This is a genomic window from Streptomyces parvulus, from assembly GCF_014648855.1.
Lineage (GTDB): Bacteria > Actinomycetota > Actinomycetes > Streptomycetales > Streptomycetaceae > Streptomyces > Streptomyces parvulus.
Genome location: NZ_BMRX01000011.1, coordinates 65,517 through 78,211, shown reverse-complemented (window position 1 = coordinate 78,211; position 12,695 = coordinate 65,517). Strand labels below are relative to the sequence as shown.

The window sequence follows — 12,695 nt, the reverse complement described above, 5'->3', positions numbered from 1 at the left end:
GTTGGGGGCGGTCTGAGACGCTGGGCCCATGTGCGCAAGCGAGACCCCCGCGGGGCCGGCTCCCGCGGACCCGGGACACGTCGTCGTAATCGGAGCCGGCATCGCCGGACTGGCCGCCGCCCACCGGCTGCTGGAGAACGGCGCCCGGGTGACCGTGCTGGAGGCGTCCGACCGCGTCGGCGGCAAGCTGCTGCCCGGGGAGATCGCCGGTGTCCGCGTCGACCTCGGCGCCGAGTCGATGCTGGCCCGCCGGCCCGAGGCCGTCGGCCTGGCCCGCGCCGTCGGTCTCGCCGGCCGGCTCCAGCCGCCGGCCACCGCGTCGGCCTCCCTGTGGACCCGCGGCGTGCTGCGCCCCATGCCCAAGGGCCACGTCATGGGCGTCCCCGGCACCGCCGCCGCCCTGGCCGGCGTCCTCTCCGAGGAGGGCCTCGCCCGCATCGGGCGCGACGCCGACCTGCCCCGCACCGACGTCGGCGACGACGTCGCGGTGGGGGAGTACGTCGCCGCCCGCCTCGGCCGCGAGGTCGTCGACCGCCTCGTCGAACCCCTACTAGGCGGGGTCTACGCGGGCGACGCCTACCGGATCTCGCTGCGCTCCGCCGTGCCCCAGCTCTTCGAGGCCGCCCGCGACCACACCTCCCTCACCGAGGCGGTGCGCGCCCTCCAGGGGCGGACCGCGACCTCCCCGCCGAGCGGCCCGGTGTTCATGGGCATCGAGGGCGGCGTCGGCACCCTCCCCCTCGCCGTCGCCGACTCGGTCCGCGCGCGGGGCGGCGAGATCCTCACCGGCGAGCCCGTCACGGAGCTGCGCCGCACCGCGCCCGAGGGCTGGCGCCTCGTCGCCGGCGGCCGGGAGCTGCAGGCCGACGCCGTCGTCGTCGCCCTGCCCGCCGGCCCCGCCGCCGGTCTGCTGCGCGCCGAGGCCCCCGCCGCCGCCGCGGAGCTGGCCGCGGTGGAGTACGCCTCGATGGCCCTGATCACCCTGGCCTACCGCGGCTCGGACGCCGCCGCCCTGCCCGAGGGCAGCGGATTCCTCGTACCGCCGGTCGACGGACACACCATCAAGGCGTCCACCTTCGCCTCCCGCAAGTGGGGCTGGATCGCCGGCGACGACCCCGGCCTGGTCGTCCTGCGCACCTCCGTCGGGCGCTACGGCGAGACCGAGATCCTCGGCCGCGACGACGCCGCCCTCGTCGCCGCCTCCCGGCACGACCTGGCCGAAGCCACCGGACTGACCGCCGAGCCCGTCGCCACCCGGGTCACCCGCTGGCAGGACGGCCTGCCCCAGTACCCCGTCGGCCACCACGCGCGCGTGGCCCGCGTCCGCGCGCACGTCGCGAAGCTCCCGGGCCTCGCGGTGTGCGGCGCGGCGTACGACGGCGTCGGCATCCCGGCGAGCATCGCGAGCGCCCACGCGGCCGCCGACCGGCTCACGGGGCACCCGGTGCCCGGCCGGTTCGGCGGGGCGGGAGAATAGGGACCATGAGTGACGACGCCTCCACCCCCGCCGCCGAGCGGATCCCCAACAAGGGCAAGCTGGCCAAGGACCTGAACGAGGTCATCCGCTACACCCTCTGGTCCGTCTTCAAGCTCAAGGACGCGCTCCCCGAGGACCGCGCCGGGTACGCCGACGAGGTCCAGGAGCTGTTCGACCAGCTCGCCGCCAAGGACGTGACCGTGCGCGGCACGTACGACCTGTCCGGTCTGCGCGCCGACGCGGACCTCATGATCTGGTGGCACGCGGAAACCGCCGACCAGCTCCAGGAGGCGTACAACCTCTTCCGCCGCACGCAGCTGGGCCGCGCGCTGGAGCCGGTGTGGTCGAACATGGCGCTGCACCGCCCCGCCGAGTTCAACCGCTCGCACATTCCGGCCTTCCTCGCCGACGAGACGCCCCGCGACTACATCAGCGTCTACCCGTTCGTGCGCTCCTACGACTGGTACCTGCTGCCCGACGAGGACCGCCGCCGCATGCTCGCCGACCACGGCAAGATGGCCCGCGGCTACCCGGACGTGCGCGCCAACACGGTCGCCTCCTTCTCGCTCGGCGACTACGAGTGGATCCTCGCCTTCGAGGCCGACGAGCTGTACCGCATCGTCGACCTCATGCGTCACCTGCGCGCCTCCGAGGCCCGCATGCACGTCCGCGAGGAGGTCCCGTTCTACACGGGGCGCCGCAAGGACGTCGCCGAGCTGGTGGCCGGGCTGGCCTGATCAGTCCGCCGGCCGGGGCTCCGGGCGCGGGGCGCACGACGCGTCCCGCGCCGGGAGCCGGCCCGCCAGCAGATACGCCTCCAGGTGGCCGTTGACGCAGGAGTTCGGGCCGCCCGCGATGCCGTGCGTGCCCGCGTCCCGCTCGGTCACCAGGACCGAGCCCGACAGCCTCCGCCGCAGCTCCAGCGCGCCCTCGTAGGGCGTGGCCGCGTCCCGCTCGGCGGCCAGGATCAGCGTCGGCGGCAGCTCGCCCGGCCCGGTGCGCACGTCGAGGGGCCGCTGCCGGGGCACCCGCCAGTAGGCGCACGGCAGGTTGGTCCACACGTTGTCCCAGGTCTCGAAGGGCGCCCGGCGCGCCAGCCGCGTGTTGTCCCGGTCCCAGACCCGGAAGTCGGCCGGCCAGGGCGCGTCGTTGCACTCGACCGCGGTGTACACGGCGTTGGCGTTCTCCGCGCCCTTAGCGCCCTCCTCGGTCCGCGTCCCCGCCTGGTCGACCAGCGGCTGCGGATCGCCCTTCAGATAGGCCGACAGCGCCTGCGCGCGGTGCGGCCAGAAGTCGTCGTAGTACCCGGCCCGCAGGAACGCGCCCTGCAACTGCGCGGGCCCCACCGTCCCGCCGGCCGGCTCCGCCGCGAGGCGCGCGCTCGCCTCCTCGTAGCTGTTCTGCACCCGCCTCGGCGTGTCGCCCAGCCCGTACACGGCGTCGTGCTGCGCGATCCACTCCTTGAAGTCGTCCCAGCGGTCCTCGAAAGCCTCCGACTGTTCGAGGTTGTTGCGGTACCACACCAGCTCGGGGTCCGGGTTCACCACCGAGTCGAACACCATCCGCCGCACACGGGACGGGAACAGCTCCGCGTACAGGGCCCCCAGGTAGGTGCCGTACGACGCGCCCATGAACGTCAGCCGCTTTTCGCCCAGCGCCGCGCGGACGACCTCCAGGTCGCGGGCGTTGTTGAGGGAGTGGTAGTGCCGCAGCGTGGCTCCGGCGCGGTCGGCGCAGCCCCGCGCGTACGCCTCGGCCTCGGCGGCGCGCTCCCTCTTGAAGGCGTCGGAGGGCCGTGCCGGCGCCGGGCGCGGCCCCTTGAAGAAGTCGCCGGGGTCCTGGCAGGACAGCGGCGCGGAGGGGGCGACCCCGCGCGGGGCGTACCCGACGAGGTCGTAGGCCGCCGCGATCCGCTTCCACTCGGGCACCAGGCCCACCATCGGGAAGTACAGGCCCGAGCCCCCCGGACCGCCCGGGTTGTAGAGGAGCGCGCCCTGCCGGGGCACCGTGCGCCCTGCGTCGCCGGGGTCCTTGCGGGTGGCCCGGATCCGGCTGACGGTGAGCCGGAGCTGCTTCCCGTCCGGGTGCGCGTAGTCCAGGGGGACGCCGACCGTGCCGCAGCGCATGCCGCCCGGCAGCTCCTCCGCCTTGGGGCACCTGCCGAACTTGACCCCGGCCGCCGCCGCGCGCCCCGCGGCCACCGCGGTGCCGCGCGCCTCGGCGGCACCCGGGGCGGTCGGCGCCGCGTGGACGGGGCCGGTCGTGGCGAGGGTGGTCAGCAGCAAGGACCCGGCGGCCGAGTAGAGGGCGGCAGCTCGCATCGCGTATCCCTTCGGTGGCACGGGAGTGACACAAGGGATGGTTGGTTCGCCCGCCGGGCAGGGCAAGGACCGGCCCCGGGTGTCGGCGCCGAGTGCCTCCGCACGCCCCCCGCGCGCGGGTTCGCGGGGCGGCGGGTCAGATCCCGCGCTCCCGGTACCCGTCGAGGTAGGCCTCCCGGTGGGCGAAGGCGGCCCGCAGGTCCGGTTCGCCGACCGCGTGCACGCCGCGCACGGCGACGGAGGTGAGGTAGGTGCGCTCGTCGGCGGTGCCGTCGGCGTGCTGGACGAGGGTGCCGATCAGCCGCTGCCCCGCCGGGGAGGCCCAGCGGGAGTACGGGTGGATCTCCATCCGCGTGATGGCGAGGCAGCCCAGGGTCAGGGCGAGCGGCAGGGCGAACCACAGGGCGATCAGCGCGCGCGGCTCGTGGGCCGGCAGCGGCAGGGCCAGGGCGGCCGCCGCCAGCCCGCACACGGCCGCCGCGGCGACCCGCACCCGGCGCACCCCGGCCGCCACGCCGCCGGCGCCGTCGTCCGGGACGGCGAGCCCCGCGCCGACCAGCCGGTCGGCCAGGCCGCGCACCGCGTCGGCGGTGGCGGCGGCGGCCCGGACCGGGGCTATGCGGGACTGCCCCTCGGGTCCTATCGCTCCTATGACCGACCGCTCCATGTCGTCCCGGCCGCAGGGGTCCACCACCGTCGCCCACCCCGTGTGCGCGAGCAGCAGCCGGCGCTGGCGGGCCATCGAGACCAGCGTCAGGTCCGCCACCCGCCGCGGGCCGCCGGACAGGAACGCCGCCTCGTAGAGCGTCAGCGCGTGCTCCCGCGCGGGGGCACGCGGGTCGACGGCCGCCGCGCGGACGGCGGCCAGGCACAGCCGCAGGCACGCGAGGCCGGCGACGGCCCAGGCCGACAGGAGGAAAAGGACCCAGAACATGCCGTACTTCTATGCCAAAGGCTTTCGCCGGCGCCATGCCCTGTTCACATTTCGGGACGCAGTGTTGTGGGTATGTGACGTTCCGTTTGGCGTTGTCCGGGACCGGCCGGGACCGGGTCAGCGGCCCAGCAGGACCCGCCTGGTCGCACGCGCCCACCGCGCCCCCGGCCGCCTCGAACGCGGCGCCGGCCCCGAGCGCTCCAGCCACCACTCCCGCAACTCCCGCCGCACTCCGGCGTCCTGGGCCGCGGGCCCGTCGTCCGCGTCGAGCAGCCGCTCCGCGAAGTCGAGGGCGTCGCGCCGGTAGCCGCCGGTCATGGGAGAGCCCTGCGCGTGGGCGAGGAACGCGGGGCGGTACGCCGGGCCGAGTATCACCGGCAGTTCGGGAGCCACCTTCGCGACGATGTCCGCCCGCTTCGCCGCGAGCGCCCGTGCCTGGACGCCGAGCCGCACCCGGTCGAACCCCTCGGGCGCCGGCGCCCCCGCGACCAGCGCGGACAGCAGCGCGGTCTGCGCCAGACCGAGCCGCGTCCGCGCCCCGTGGCCGGCCTCGGTCCGCTCGGGCCCGGCCGCCGGCGCCGCGGGACCGGTCCGGCCGGCGTCCGCCGCGTCCCGGGTCCGGGCCGCCGCCCGCCCGCGCGCGACCGCGCCCCGGATCGACTCCACCTCGGCCGCCAGCTCCCCGGCCCCGGGGAAGTCCTCGTCCCGCTCCAGCAGGACGCCGGGCGGCGCCATGCGCGAGGCGAGGTCGGCGAGGATGTCCAGCACCGGCGGCGGAACGGGATGGGCGTGGCTGTCGTGCCATACGCCGTCCCGCTCGAAGCCGCCCGCGACATGGACGTAGGCGATGGCCTCCAGGGGCAGTTCGCCGAGCGCCCGCGCCGGGTCGGCCCCGAGGTTCACGTGGTTGGTGTGCAGGTTCGCCACGTCGATCAGCAGCCGCACGCCGGTCCGGTCGGCCAGCTCGTACAGGAACTGCCCCTCCGTCATCTCCTCGCCGGGCCAGGCGACGAGCGCGGCGATGTTCTCCACGGCCAGCGGCACGGGCAGCGCGTCCTGCGCGATGCGCACGTTCTCGCACAGCACGTCGAGGGCGTCCCGGGTGCGCGGTACGGGCAGCAGGTGCCCGGCCTCCAGGTGCGGGGAGGCGGTCGGCGGGCCGCCCGCCCGGACGAACGCGATGTGCTCGGTCACCAGCGGCGACCCCAGCACCTCCGCCCGCTCGGCCAGCGCCCTGAGCCGTCCGGCGTCCGGGCGTTCGGCACCGCCGAGGCCGAGCGAGACGCCGTGCGGCACGACGGTGACCCCGCGCTCGCGCAGCCGCAGCAGCGAGTCGGGCAGATGCCCGGGGCAGAGGTTCTCGGACACGGCCTCGACCCAGTCGATGCCGGGCATCCGCTCCACGGTGTCCGCGATCTCCGGACGCCATCCGATGCCGGTTCCCAGTCGCATGGACGCCCCTCCCTCCCCGTCGGTATGACGGGGGTATGACCCGTGCGGCACGCAGCGAATCGCGCGGGGGCGTCTTCAGAGGAACATCTGAGGTTCGGGACGGACCCGGCCCTCAGCGCAGGTCGAGCCGCATCAGGACGCGCGGGTGCCCGGCCAGCACGGACGTGGTGTCGGCGGCGTGGACGAAGCCGGCCCGCTCGAAGTTCCCGCGGAGCCCGGCGTACGCCATGGTCAGGTCGACCCGGGCGTCCCCGTTGTCGAGGGGGTACGCCTCGATCGCCGGGGCGCCGTGCGAGCGGGCGAAGTCCACCGCCCCGGCGATGAGGGCGTGCGAGACGCCCTGCTTGCGGTGCCCGGGGCGGACCCGGACGCACCACAACGACCAGACCGGCAGATCGTCCACGTGCGGGATCTTGCGGTTGCGTGCGAAGGAGGTGTCCGCGCGCGGCGCCACCGCGGCCCAGCCGACCGGCTCCCCGCCGTCGTACGCGAGCACCCCCGGGGGCGGCTCGGACCGGCACAGCTCGGCGACGCGGGCACCGCGGGCGGGACCGCGCAGCTCGGTGTTGACCTTCGAGGGGAGCCGGTAGCTCAGACACCAGCAGACGTTGGCGTCGGGCGACTTGGGGCCGAGCACCGCGCGGACGTCCTCGAAGACGGAGGCGGGGCGCACGTCGATGCTCATGCCCCCACGATGGCACGCGCCGCTGACGGACGCCTCCGTAATCGAGAGCCGGCCCTAGCCCCGGCGCAGTGCCGGATGGTCGGCGACCACGGTGCACGAGCCCGGGGCGATCTCCGTGAAACCGGCGTCCCGGACCACCGGCAGGCCGCTCGTGGTGAGGCCCTCCCAGCGGGCGGGGTCGGCGGTGCGCACCGACAGGGGGTAGCCGGCGTCACGCCACGCCGCCCGCGCGCCCGCGTCCAGCTCCCACCAGGCCAGCTGGGCGCCGTGCCCGGCCTGGGCCATGGCCTTGCCCGCCGACATGTCCAGGCCGGGGTTCATCCAGAGCACCGGTGCGCCCGGGTCGGCCGCGCCCGGCGGTTCGGGGTCGTCGAGGTCGGTGCCGGAGACCTGGAGGCGGGCCAGGTCCTTCGGCCAGCCGTCCAGAGGCACCGGCGGGAAGACCCGGACCTCCGCGGATCCGCCCTCGACCGTGACGCCGGGCAGCGCCTCGGCCCGCCGCCACTCGGCGCCGCGCGCCCGGCGCACCACCTTGCGGATGCGCGCGTCCTGCCAGTCCCGCACCGCCCCCGCCCACTCGCCGTCACCGGCCGACCGCTCGTCGCCGAGCAGCACCAGGACCGCCCGGGCCGCGGTCTCCAGCGCGTCGGTACGGGCCGGCGGGGCCGTCCGCTCGATGCGCACGACCAGCGGCAGGACGAACTGCGGCGCGAGGTCGCGGTCGCCCGGCTCGGGGCGGAAGGGGCTGTCGGGGACGGGCGTCGTCGCTTCGTTGCTCACGCCCCCAGTCTGCCAACCCCGCGGGTCAGCCCGAACAGGCCGTCCGCTGGGCCTCCTGCCACTCGCAGACCGGGCAGAGGGTGACCCCCTTGTACGACTCCGGGTACTCCGTCGGTTCCCGGCACAGCACGCACTCCGCGTAGGGCGGCCCGTCGGCCTTGGGCGGCCGGGCCGCGTCGATCAGGCAGTAGTCGTCCGGTCCCTGCTCGTCGTCGCCGCTCATGTCTCCAGCGTAGGCGCGTCACGCCCGGCCGTTCGCGGCGCCGATCAGTTCCGAGACCTTCACGAAGCGGTAGCCCCGCTCGCGCAGCGCGGGCACGATCGTCCGGACCGCCCGCTCGGTCACCGGGGCGGCGCTGCGCGTGCAGTGCATGACCACCACCGATCCCGGCTTCGCCCCGTCCAGCACCTCGCGGGCCACGGCGTCGGCGTCCGTCGCGAAGGCGTCGCCGCTCACCACGTCCCACTGCACGGCGGTGACGCCGGCCGCGGTCAGCTCCTTCAGCGCCGCCCGGTCGTAGCAGCCGCCCGGGAAGCGGAAGTACGGCATCGCGTCCGGCACCCCGGCCTTGCGGAAGGCCGTGTAGGCCCGCTCCAGGTCCGAGCGCATCCGCTCCCGGGACACGGTGGGCAGTCCGTAGCAGTCGTCGGTGTAGGCGTAGTGGCTGTAGGAGTGGTTGGCGATCTCGAACCGGGGGTCACGCCCGATGGACCGGGCCTCGTCCGGGTACTCCTCGGCCCACCGCCCGGTCATGAACACCGTGGCCGGTACCTCCAGCCGCCGCAGTGTCGAGATCAGCCCGGGGTTGTCGAAGCGTTCCCCCGAGGCGGCCCTGGGCCCCTGGTCGGCGGTCATGTCGGCGTCGAAGGTGAGCGCGACGGTCTTGCCCGCGGTGCGCGGCCCGTGCTCGAAGACCGGGGTCAGGCCGGCGGGGCCGGGCGCGAGCGTCGGGGGCCGGGAGGGAGCCGGCTTCGCGGGGGCGGCGGAGGGCGTGCCGGACGCCGGCCGCGGCGCCTGCGCGGGCCCGGAGGTCCCGCAGGCGGCGAGGGCGGCGCCCAGCACGCAGAGGGCGGCGGCACGTCGTACGAGAGTGATCACCGTACGAACGTATGAGTGTGTTGTTCTGTTTGTACGACTATGGGGCGCGACGTGCCCCGAGGGTCACCCTCCCGGGCCTACCGGCGCCAGGGGCCCGTGACCGCGAACGTGGTGCCGGGCGTGTAGCAGTTGACGTACATCGTGTCGCCGTCGGGGGAGAAGGTGACCCCCGCGAACTCGCCCCACTCCGGCTCCTGAGGCGTCCCGATGTTCTGGGCGCCCCGCGCCATCGCGTACACCTCGCCGCGCCGGGTCACGCCGAAGACGTGCTGGGCGCCCCCGCCGTCCTCGCACACCATGAGCCCGCCGCTGGGTGCCAGGCAGATGTTGTCCGGGGACTCGCCCGGCAGTTGCACGTCGGTGTCCGGACCGAAGACGATCACCAGGGTCAGACGGCGCCGTTCGGGGTCGTAGCGCCAGATCTGCCCGTAGTGGTCGGCGGCCGATCCCTCGTCGCTGTGGGCGAAGGACGACACGAAGTACACGCACTCCCCGCCCCAGTAGCAGCCCTCCAGCTTCTGCGCGTGGGTGATGCCGCCCCGGCCGAAGTCCTGGAAGCGGATGGGCGTCCCGGCGGCCAGCGGGTCGGGCACGTCCACCCACTCGACGCCGTCGAAGGCGGCGCCCGTCTCCTGGATCGAGGAGAGGTCGGGCACGCCCGGGACCCGCATCGCCTGGAGCCTGCCGCCCGCCCGCAGCGAACCCCTGCCGCCGAGCGGCTTCCGGGGCAGGAAACGGTAGAAGAGCCCGAACGGCCGCTCGAAGGCGTCCTCCGTCTCGTACACGACGCCGCGCCGGGGATCGACGGCGATCGCCTCGTGCTGGAAGCGGCCCATCGCGGTCAGCGGCACCGCGCCGGTGCGGTGCGGGTCGGCCGGGTCGACCTCGAAGATGAAGCCGTGGTCCTTGGTGTAGCCGTTGGTGCCGGCCTTGTCCTCGGTCTCCTCGCAGGTCAGCCAGGTGTGCCAGGGCGTGGGGCCGCCCGCGCAGTTGACCGCGGTGCCGGCGATCGCGACCCGCTCGGACAGCACGCGGTTGCGGGAGTCCAGCGTCAGCGCCGTACAGCCGCCCTTGCCCTCGGGGTCGTAGGTCAGGCCCTCGACCGTCGGGACCGGGACGCGGCCGTCGGCGCGGTTCTCGTGGTTGCGGACCAGATGGACGCCGCCGCTGCGGGCGGGGAAGGCGGACATCCCGTCGTGGTTGGACGGCACCGGGCCCTCGCCCGAGCGCAGCCGGTCGCCCTCGCGGGACAGCACCCGGTAGCGGAAGCCCCGGGGCAGGTCGAGCAGGCCGTCGGGGTCGGGGACCAGGGGCCCGTAGCCGGTGTGGCCCAGGGACTGCGCGGCGGCGGTGCCGGCGAAGAGTTCGGAGAGCGCTCCGGTGAAGGCGATGCCCGCGCCCAGGGCGCCCGTGCGGGCGAGTACCTGGCGGCGGGTCGCCTCGTTGCTGGACATGGTCATGGGGGGAAACCTTCCTGCTGGCGGACAGGACTGTGACCCGCCGTGTCTATCACCTGCGCGGAGTCCCGGGAACCACGCGCGTAGCACGTGTCACTGCTCCACGGGGTGCTCCTGGGCCTTCTCCAGGAACCTCAGCAGCTCCACCGGGAAGGGCAGCACGAGGGTCGAGTTCTTCTCCGCGGCCACCGCCACGACCGTCTGGAGCAGACGCAGTTGCAGGGCCGCGGGGGTCTCGGACATCTCCCGCGCCGCCTCCGCGAGAACCTTGGAGGCCTGCAGTTCGGCGTCGGCGTTGATGACCCGGGCCCGGCGCTCCCGGTCGGCCTCGGCCTGCCGGGCCATCGAGCGCTTCATGGTGTCCGGCAGGGACACGTCCTTGATCTCGACCCGGTCGATCTGCACGCCCCAGCCGACCGCCGGGCTGTCGATCATCAGCTCTAGGCCCTGGTTCAGCTTCTCGCGGTCGGAGAGCAGGTCGTCGAGATCGCTCTTGCCGATGATCGAGCGCAGTGACGTCTGCGCCATCTGCGAGACGGCGAACCGGTAGTCCTCGACCCGGACCAGCGCGCTCGCCGCGTCGATCACCTTGAAGTACACCACCGCGTCCACCCGCACGGTGACGTTGTCACGGGTGATGCCCTCCTGGGCGGGCACCGGCAGCGTGACGATCTGCATGTTCACCTTGTGCAGCCGGTCCACGACCGGCACCACCAGGGTGAACCCGGGTTCGCGCACCTCGCCGGCGAGCCGCCCGAGGCGGAAGACGACCCCCCGCTCGTACTGCTTGACGACCCGCGCCGCCGAGGCGACGTAGACCACCCCGGCACTGCCGACGGCGGCGGCCGCGGTCAGGAGCTCCTGGAGCATGACGGCCTCCTCACGCAGCGGTCCTCGCACAGAGGTCCGATTCGTCTGCTCCTGCCACGATATTCCCGATGCCCGGCCCGGGGCCATGGCCCCGGGCCGGGCATCCGCGGAGGTGCGGCCGTGCGGGCGCCGCTAGACCGACACCGCCTTCGGCGGATCCGTGACCTTCACCGGGTCCGTGCCGGCGGCGCTGTGCCGTTCGGCCCAGTTCTCCAGGGCCGTGCGGCAGGCGTGGTCCAGGTGGTGCAGTCCGGACAGGTCCAGCTCGACCGGCCGGTCCTGCGGCAGCGACTCCAGGCTCTCCAGGATCTTCGGCAGCCGCAGGAAGGTCGCGTTGCCCGACAGATGGGCCTGGACCGGTCCCGCGCCCTTGTCGACGATCTCCAGCTTGAGGTGCGAGGCCTCCCAGGCGGTCTTGGCCACGGACAGGGCCAGGCCGATCAGCACGCCCTCGAACATGTTCACCGCGACGATCGACACGGCCGTGACCACCAGGATCAGCGCCTCGCCCCGGTGGCCCCGCCACAGCGCCACGACGCCGCGGAACGGGATCAGCTTCCACCCCGCGTGCACCAGGATGCCGGCCAGCGCGGGCAGCGGGATCAGCGCCAGCGCGGACGGCAGCAGCGCGGCGAACAGCAGCAGCCACACGCCGTGCAGCACCCGCGACGCCTTGGTGCGCGCCCCGGCGCTGACGTTGGCGGAGCTGCGCACGATGACCGCCGTCATCGGCAGCGCGCCGAGCACCCCGCACACCGTGTTGCCGGCGCCCTGGGCCATCAGCTCCTTGTTGTACTCGGTGCGCGGCCCGTCGTGCAGGCGGTCCACCGCCGCGGCGCTGAACAGGCTCTCCGCCGACGCGATCAGGGTGAAGGCGACGATGGTGCCGAGCAGTCCGACGTCGGCGAGCCCGCCGAAGGCGTCGGCGCCGGGCGGCTGGACGGAGTCCAGCAGGCCGTTGACCTCGACCGTCGCCACCGAGAGGCCGAGGACCGCCGTGACGGTCGTGGCCAGGACGACCGCGGCCAGCGCGCCGGGCACGGTCTGCGCCCGCTTCGGCAGCCGCTTCCACAGCACCATCACGGCGACGGTGCCGGCGCCGAGGGCGAGCGAGGTGAGCGCCTGGGAGCTGCCCACCGCGTCGGCGGCGGCACCGGGCAGCCCGGTGATCTTGTCGAGGCCCGAGGCGGGCGCGTCGAGACCGGCCGCCGAGTAGAGCTGGCCCGCGATGAGCACGAGGCCGATCCCGGCCAGCATGCCCTCGACGACCGACAGGGAGATGGCCCGGAACCAGCGCCCCAGCCGCAGGGCGCCCATCGCGAGCTGGATGAGGCCGCAGGCCAGCACGATCACGCCGAGCGCCGGCAGGCCGTACTGGTCGACCGCGCCGAAGACGAGCACGGTCAGGCCGGCGGCCGGGCCGGACACCTGGAGGCTGCTGCCCGGCAGGAGTCCGGTGACCAGGCCGCCCACGATGCCGGTGACCAGGCCGAGTTCGGCCGGGACGCCGGAGGCGACGGCCACGCCCACGCACAGCGGGAGCGCGACCAGGAACACGACGAGCGAGGACGTGAAGTCCTGCCGCAGATGGGGGAACTTGGATATCCACGTCATGCCGGC

At 74.7% G+C, this 12,695-nt stretch carries 12 protein-coding genes; 2 read left to right on the top strand and 10 right to left on the bottom strand.

Annotated features, from left to right (window positions below; translation table 11 throughout):
* Positions 1-28 precede the first annotated feature (28 nt).
* Together hemG and hemQ are read left to right on the top strand one after the other, a co-directional pair.
* On the top strand, positions 29-1,477 hold the full coding sequence (gene hemG, locus IE108_RS22605; protein ID WP_064730337.1) for a protoporphyrinogen oxidase: 1,449 nt from the start codon (positions 29-31) through the stop codon (positions 1,475-1,477).
* A 5-nt stretch (positions 1,478-1,482) separates the two neighbouring features.
* Entirely contained in the window at positions 1,483-2,214 is a 732-nt protein-coding gene (gene hemQ / locus IE108_RS22600) for a hydrogen peroxide-dependent heme synthase (protein WP_064730338.1), read from the top strand.
* Here the strand turns inward: hemQ and IE108_RS22595 are convergent, their stop codons facing one another.
* From IE108_RS22595 to IE108_RS22550, 10 genes are all read right to left on the bottom strand, one after another.
* On the bottom strand, positions 2,215-3,798 hold the full coding sequence (locus IE108_RS22595; protein WP_064730339.1) for an alpha/beta hydrolase: 1,584 nt from the start codon (positions 3,796-3,798) through the stop codon (positions 2,215-2,217). It abuts the gene before it with no gap.
* 136 nt (positions 3,799-3,934) lie between these two features.
* On the bottom strand, positions 3,935-4,732 hold the full coding sequence (locus IE108_RS22590; RefSeq protein WP_064730340.1) for a TIGR04222 domain-containing membrane protein: 798 nt from the start codon (positions 4,730-4,732) through the stop codon (positions 3,935-3,937).
* A gap of 117 nt (positions 4,733-4,849) precedes the next feature.
* Positions 4,850-6,184 (bottom strand): MbnB/TglH/ChrH family RiPP precursor modification enzyme, encoded by a 1,335-nt coding sequence (locus IE108_RS22585; protein ID WP_064730341.1) that lies wholly within the window; start codon positions 6,182-6,184, stop codon positions 4,850-4,852.
* A gap of 112 nt (positions 6,185-6,296) precedes the next feature.
* Positions 6,297-6,869, bottom strand: coding sequence for a GNAT family N-acetyltransferase (locus IE108_RS22580; RefSeq protein ID WP_064730342.1), 573 nt, complete (start codon positions 6,867-6,869; stop codon positions 6,297-6,299).
* Positions 6,870-6,923: 54 nt separating this feature from the next.
* A complete protein-coding gene (locus IE108_RS22575) occupies positions 6,924-7,649 on the bottom strand; it encodes a peptidyl-tRNA hydrolase (protein WP_064730343.1) in 726 nt (241 codons plus the stop codon).
* A gap of 25 nt (positions 7,650-7,674) precedes the next feature.
* Positions 7,675-7,872 carry a hypothetical protein gene (locus IE108_RS22570; RefSeq protein ID WP_064730344.1) on the bottom strand — a complete coding sequence of 66 codons (198 nt, stop codon included), beginning with the start codon at positions 7,870-7,872 and terminating at the stop codon, positions 7,675-7,677.
* Between the two features lie 18 nt (positions 7,873-7,890).
* The gene (locus IE108_RS22565) at positions 7,891-8,748 is read right to left on the bottom strand and encodes a polysaccharide deacetylase family protein (RefSeq protein WP_064730345.1); all 858 of its coding nucleotides are present in this window, start codon (positions 8,746-8,748) and stop codon (positions 7,891-7,893) included.
* A gap of 77 nt (positions 8,749-8,825) precedes the next feature.
* Positions 8,826-10,208, bottom strand: a complete 1,383-nt coding sequence (locus IE108_RS22560) for a PhoX family protein (protein ID WP_064730346.1) — start codon at positions 10,206-10,208, stop codon at positions 8,826-8,828.
* A gap of 90 nt (positions 10,209-10,298) precedes the next feature.
* Entirely contained in the window at positions 10,299-11,075 is a 777-nt protein-coding gene (locus tag IE108_RS22555; RefSeq protein ID WP_064730347.1) for a slipin family protein, read from the bottom strand.
* A 132-nt stretch (positions 11,076-11,207) separates the two neighbouring features.
* Positions 11,208-12,689: a SulP family inorganic anion transporter gene (locus IE108_RS22550; protein ID WP_064732012.1), complete on the bottom strand. Its 1,482-nt coding sequence runs from the start codon at positions 12,687-12,689 to the stop codon at positions 11,208-11,210.
* Positions 12,690-12,695: the final 6 nt, after the last annotated feature.

Bases quoted from the DNA above. Each gene is read 5' to 3' on its own strand.
- IE108_RS22570 (WP_064730344.1), bottom strand. From the start codon at position 7,872: ATGAGCGGCGACGACGAGCAGGGACCGGACGACTACTGCCTGATCGAC.
- hemG (WP_064730337.1), top strand. From the start codon at position 29: ATGTGCGCAAGCGAGACCCCCGCGGGGCCGGCTCCCGCGGACCCGGGA.
- hemQ (WP_064730338.1), top strand. From the start codon at position 1,483: ATGAGTGACGACGCCTCCACCCCCGCCGCCGAGCGGATCCCCAACAAG.
- IE108_RS22560 (WP_064730346.1), bottom strand. From the start codon at position 10,208: ATGACCATGTCCAGCAACGAGGCGACCCGCCGCCAGGTACTCGCCCGC.
- IE108_RS22550 (WP_064732012.1), bottom strand. From the start codon at position 12,689: ATGACGTGGATATCCAAGTTCCCCCATCTGCGGCAGGACTTCACGTCC.
- IE108_RS22585 (WP_064730341.1), bottom strand. From the start codon at position 6,184: ATGCGACTGGGAACCGGCATCGGATGGCGTCCGGAGATCGCGGACACC.
- IE108_RS22595 (WP_064730339.1), bottom strand. From the start codon at position 3,798: ATGCGAGCTGCCGCCCTCTACTCGGCCGCCGGGTCCTTGCTGCTGACC.
- IE108_RS22590 (WP_064730340.1), bottom strand. From the start codon at position 4,732: ATGTTCTGGGTCCTTTTCCTCCTGTCGGCCTGGGCCGTCGCCGGCCTC.
- IE108_RS22555 (WP_064730347.1), bottom strand. From the start codon at position 11,075: ATGCTCCAGGAGCTCCTGACCGCGGCCGCCGCCGTCGGCAGTGCCGGG.
- IE108_RS22580 (WP_064730342.1), bottom strand. From the start codon at position 6,869: ATGAGCATCGACGTGCGCCCCGCCTCCGTCTTCGAGGACGTCCGCGCG.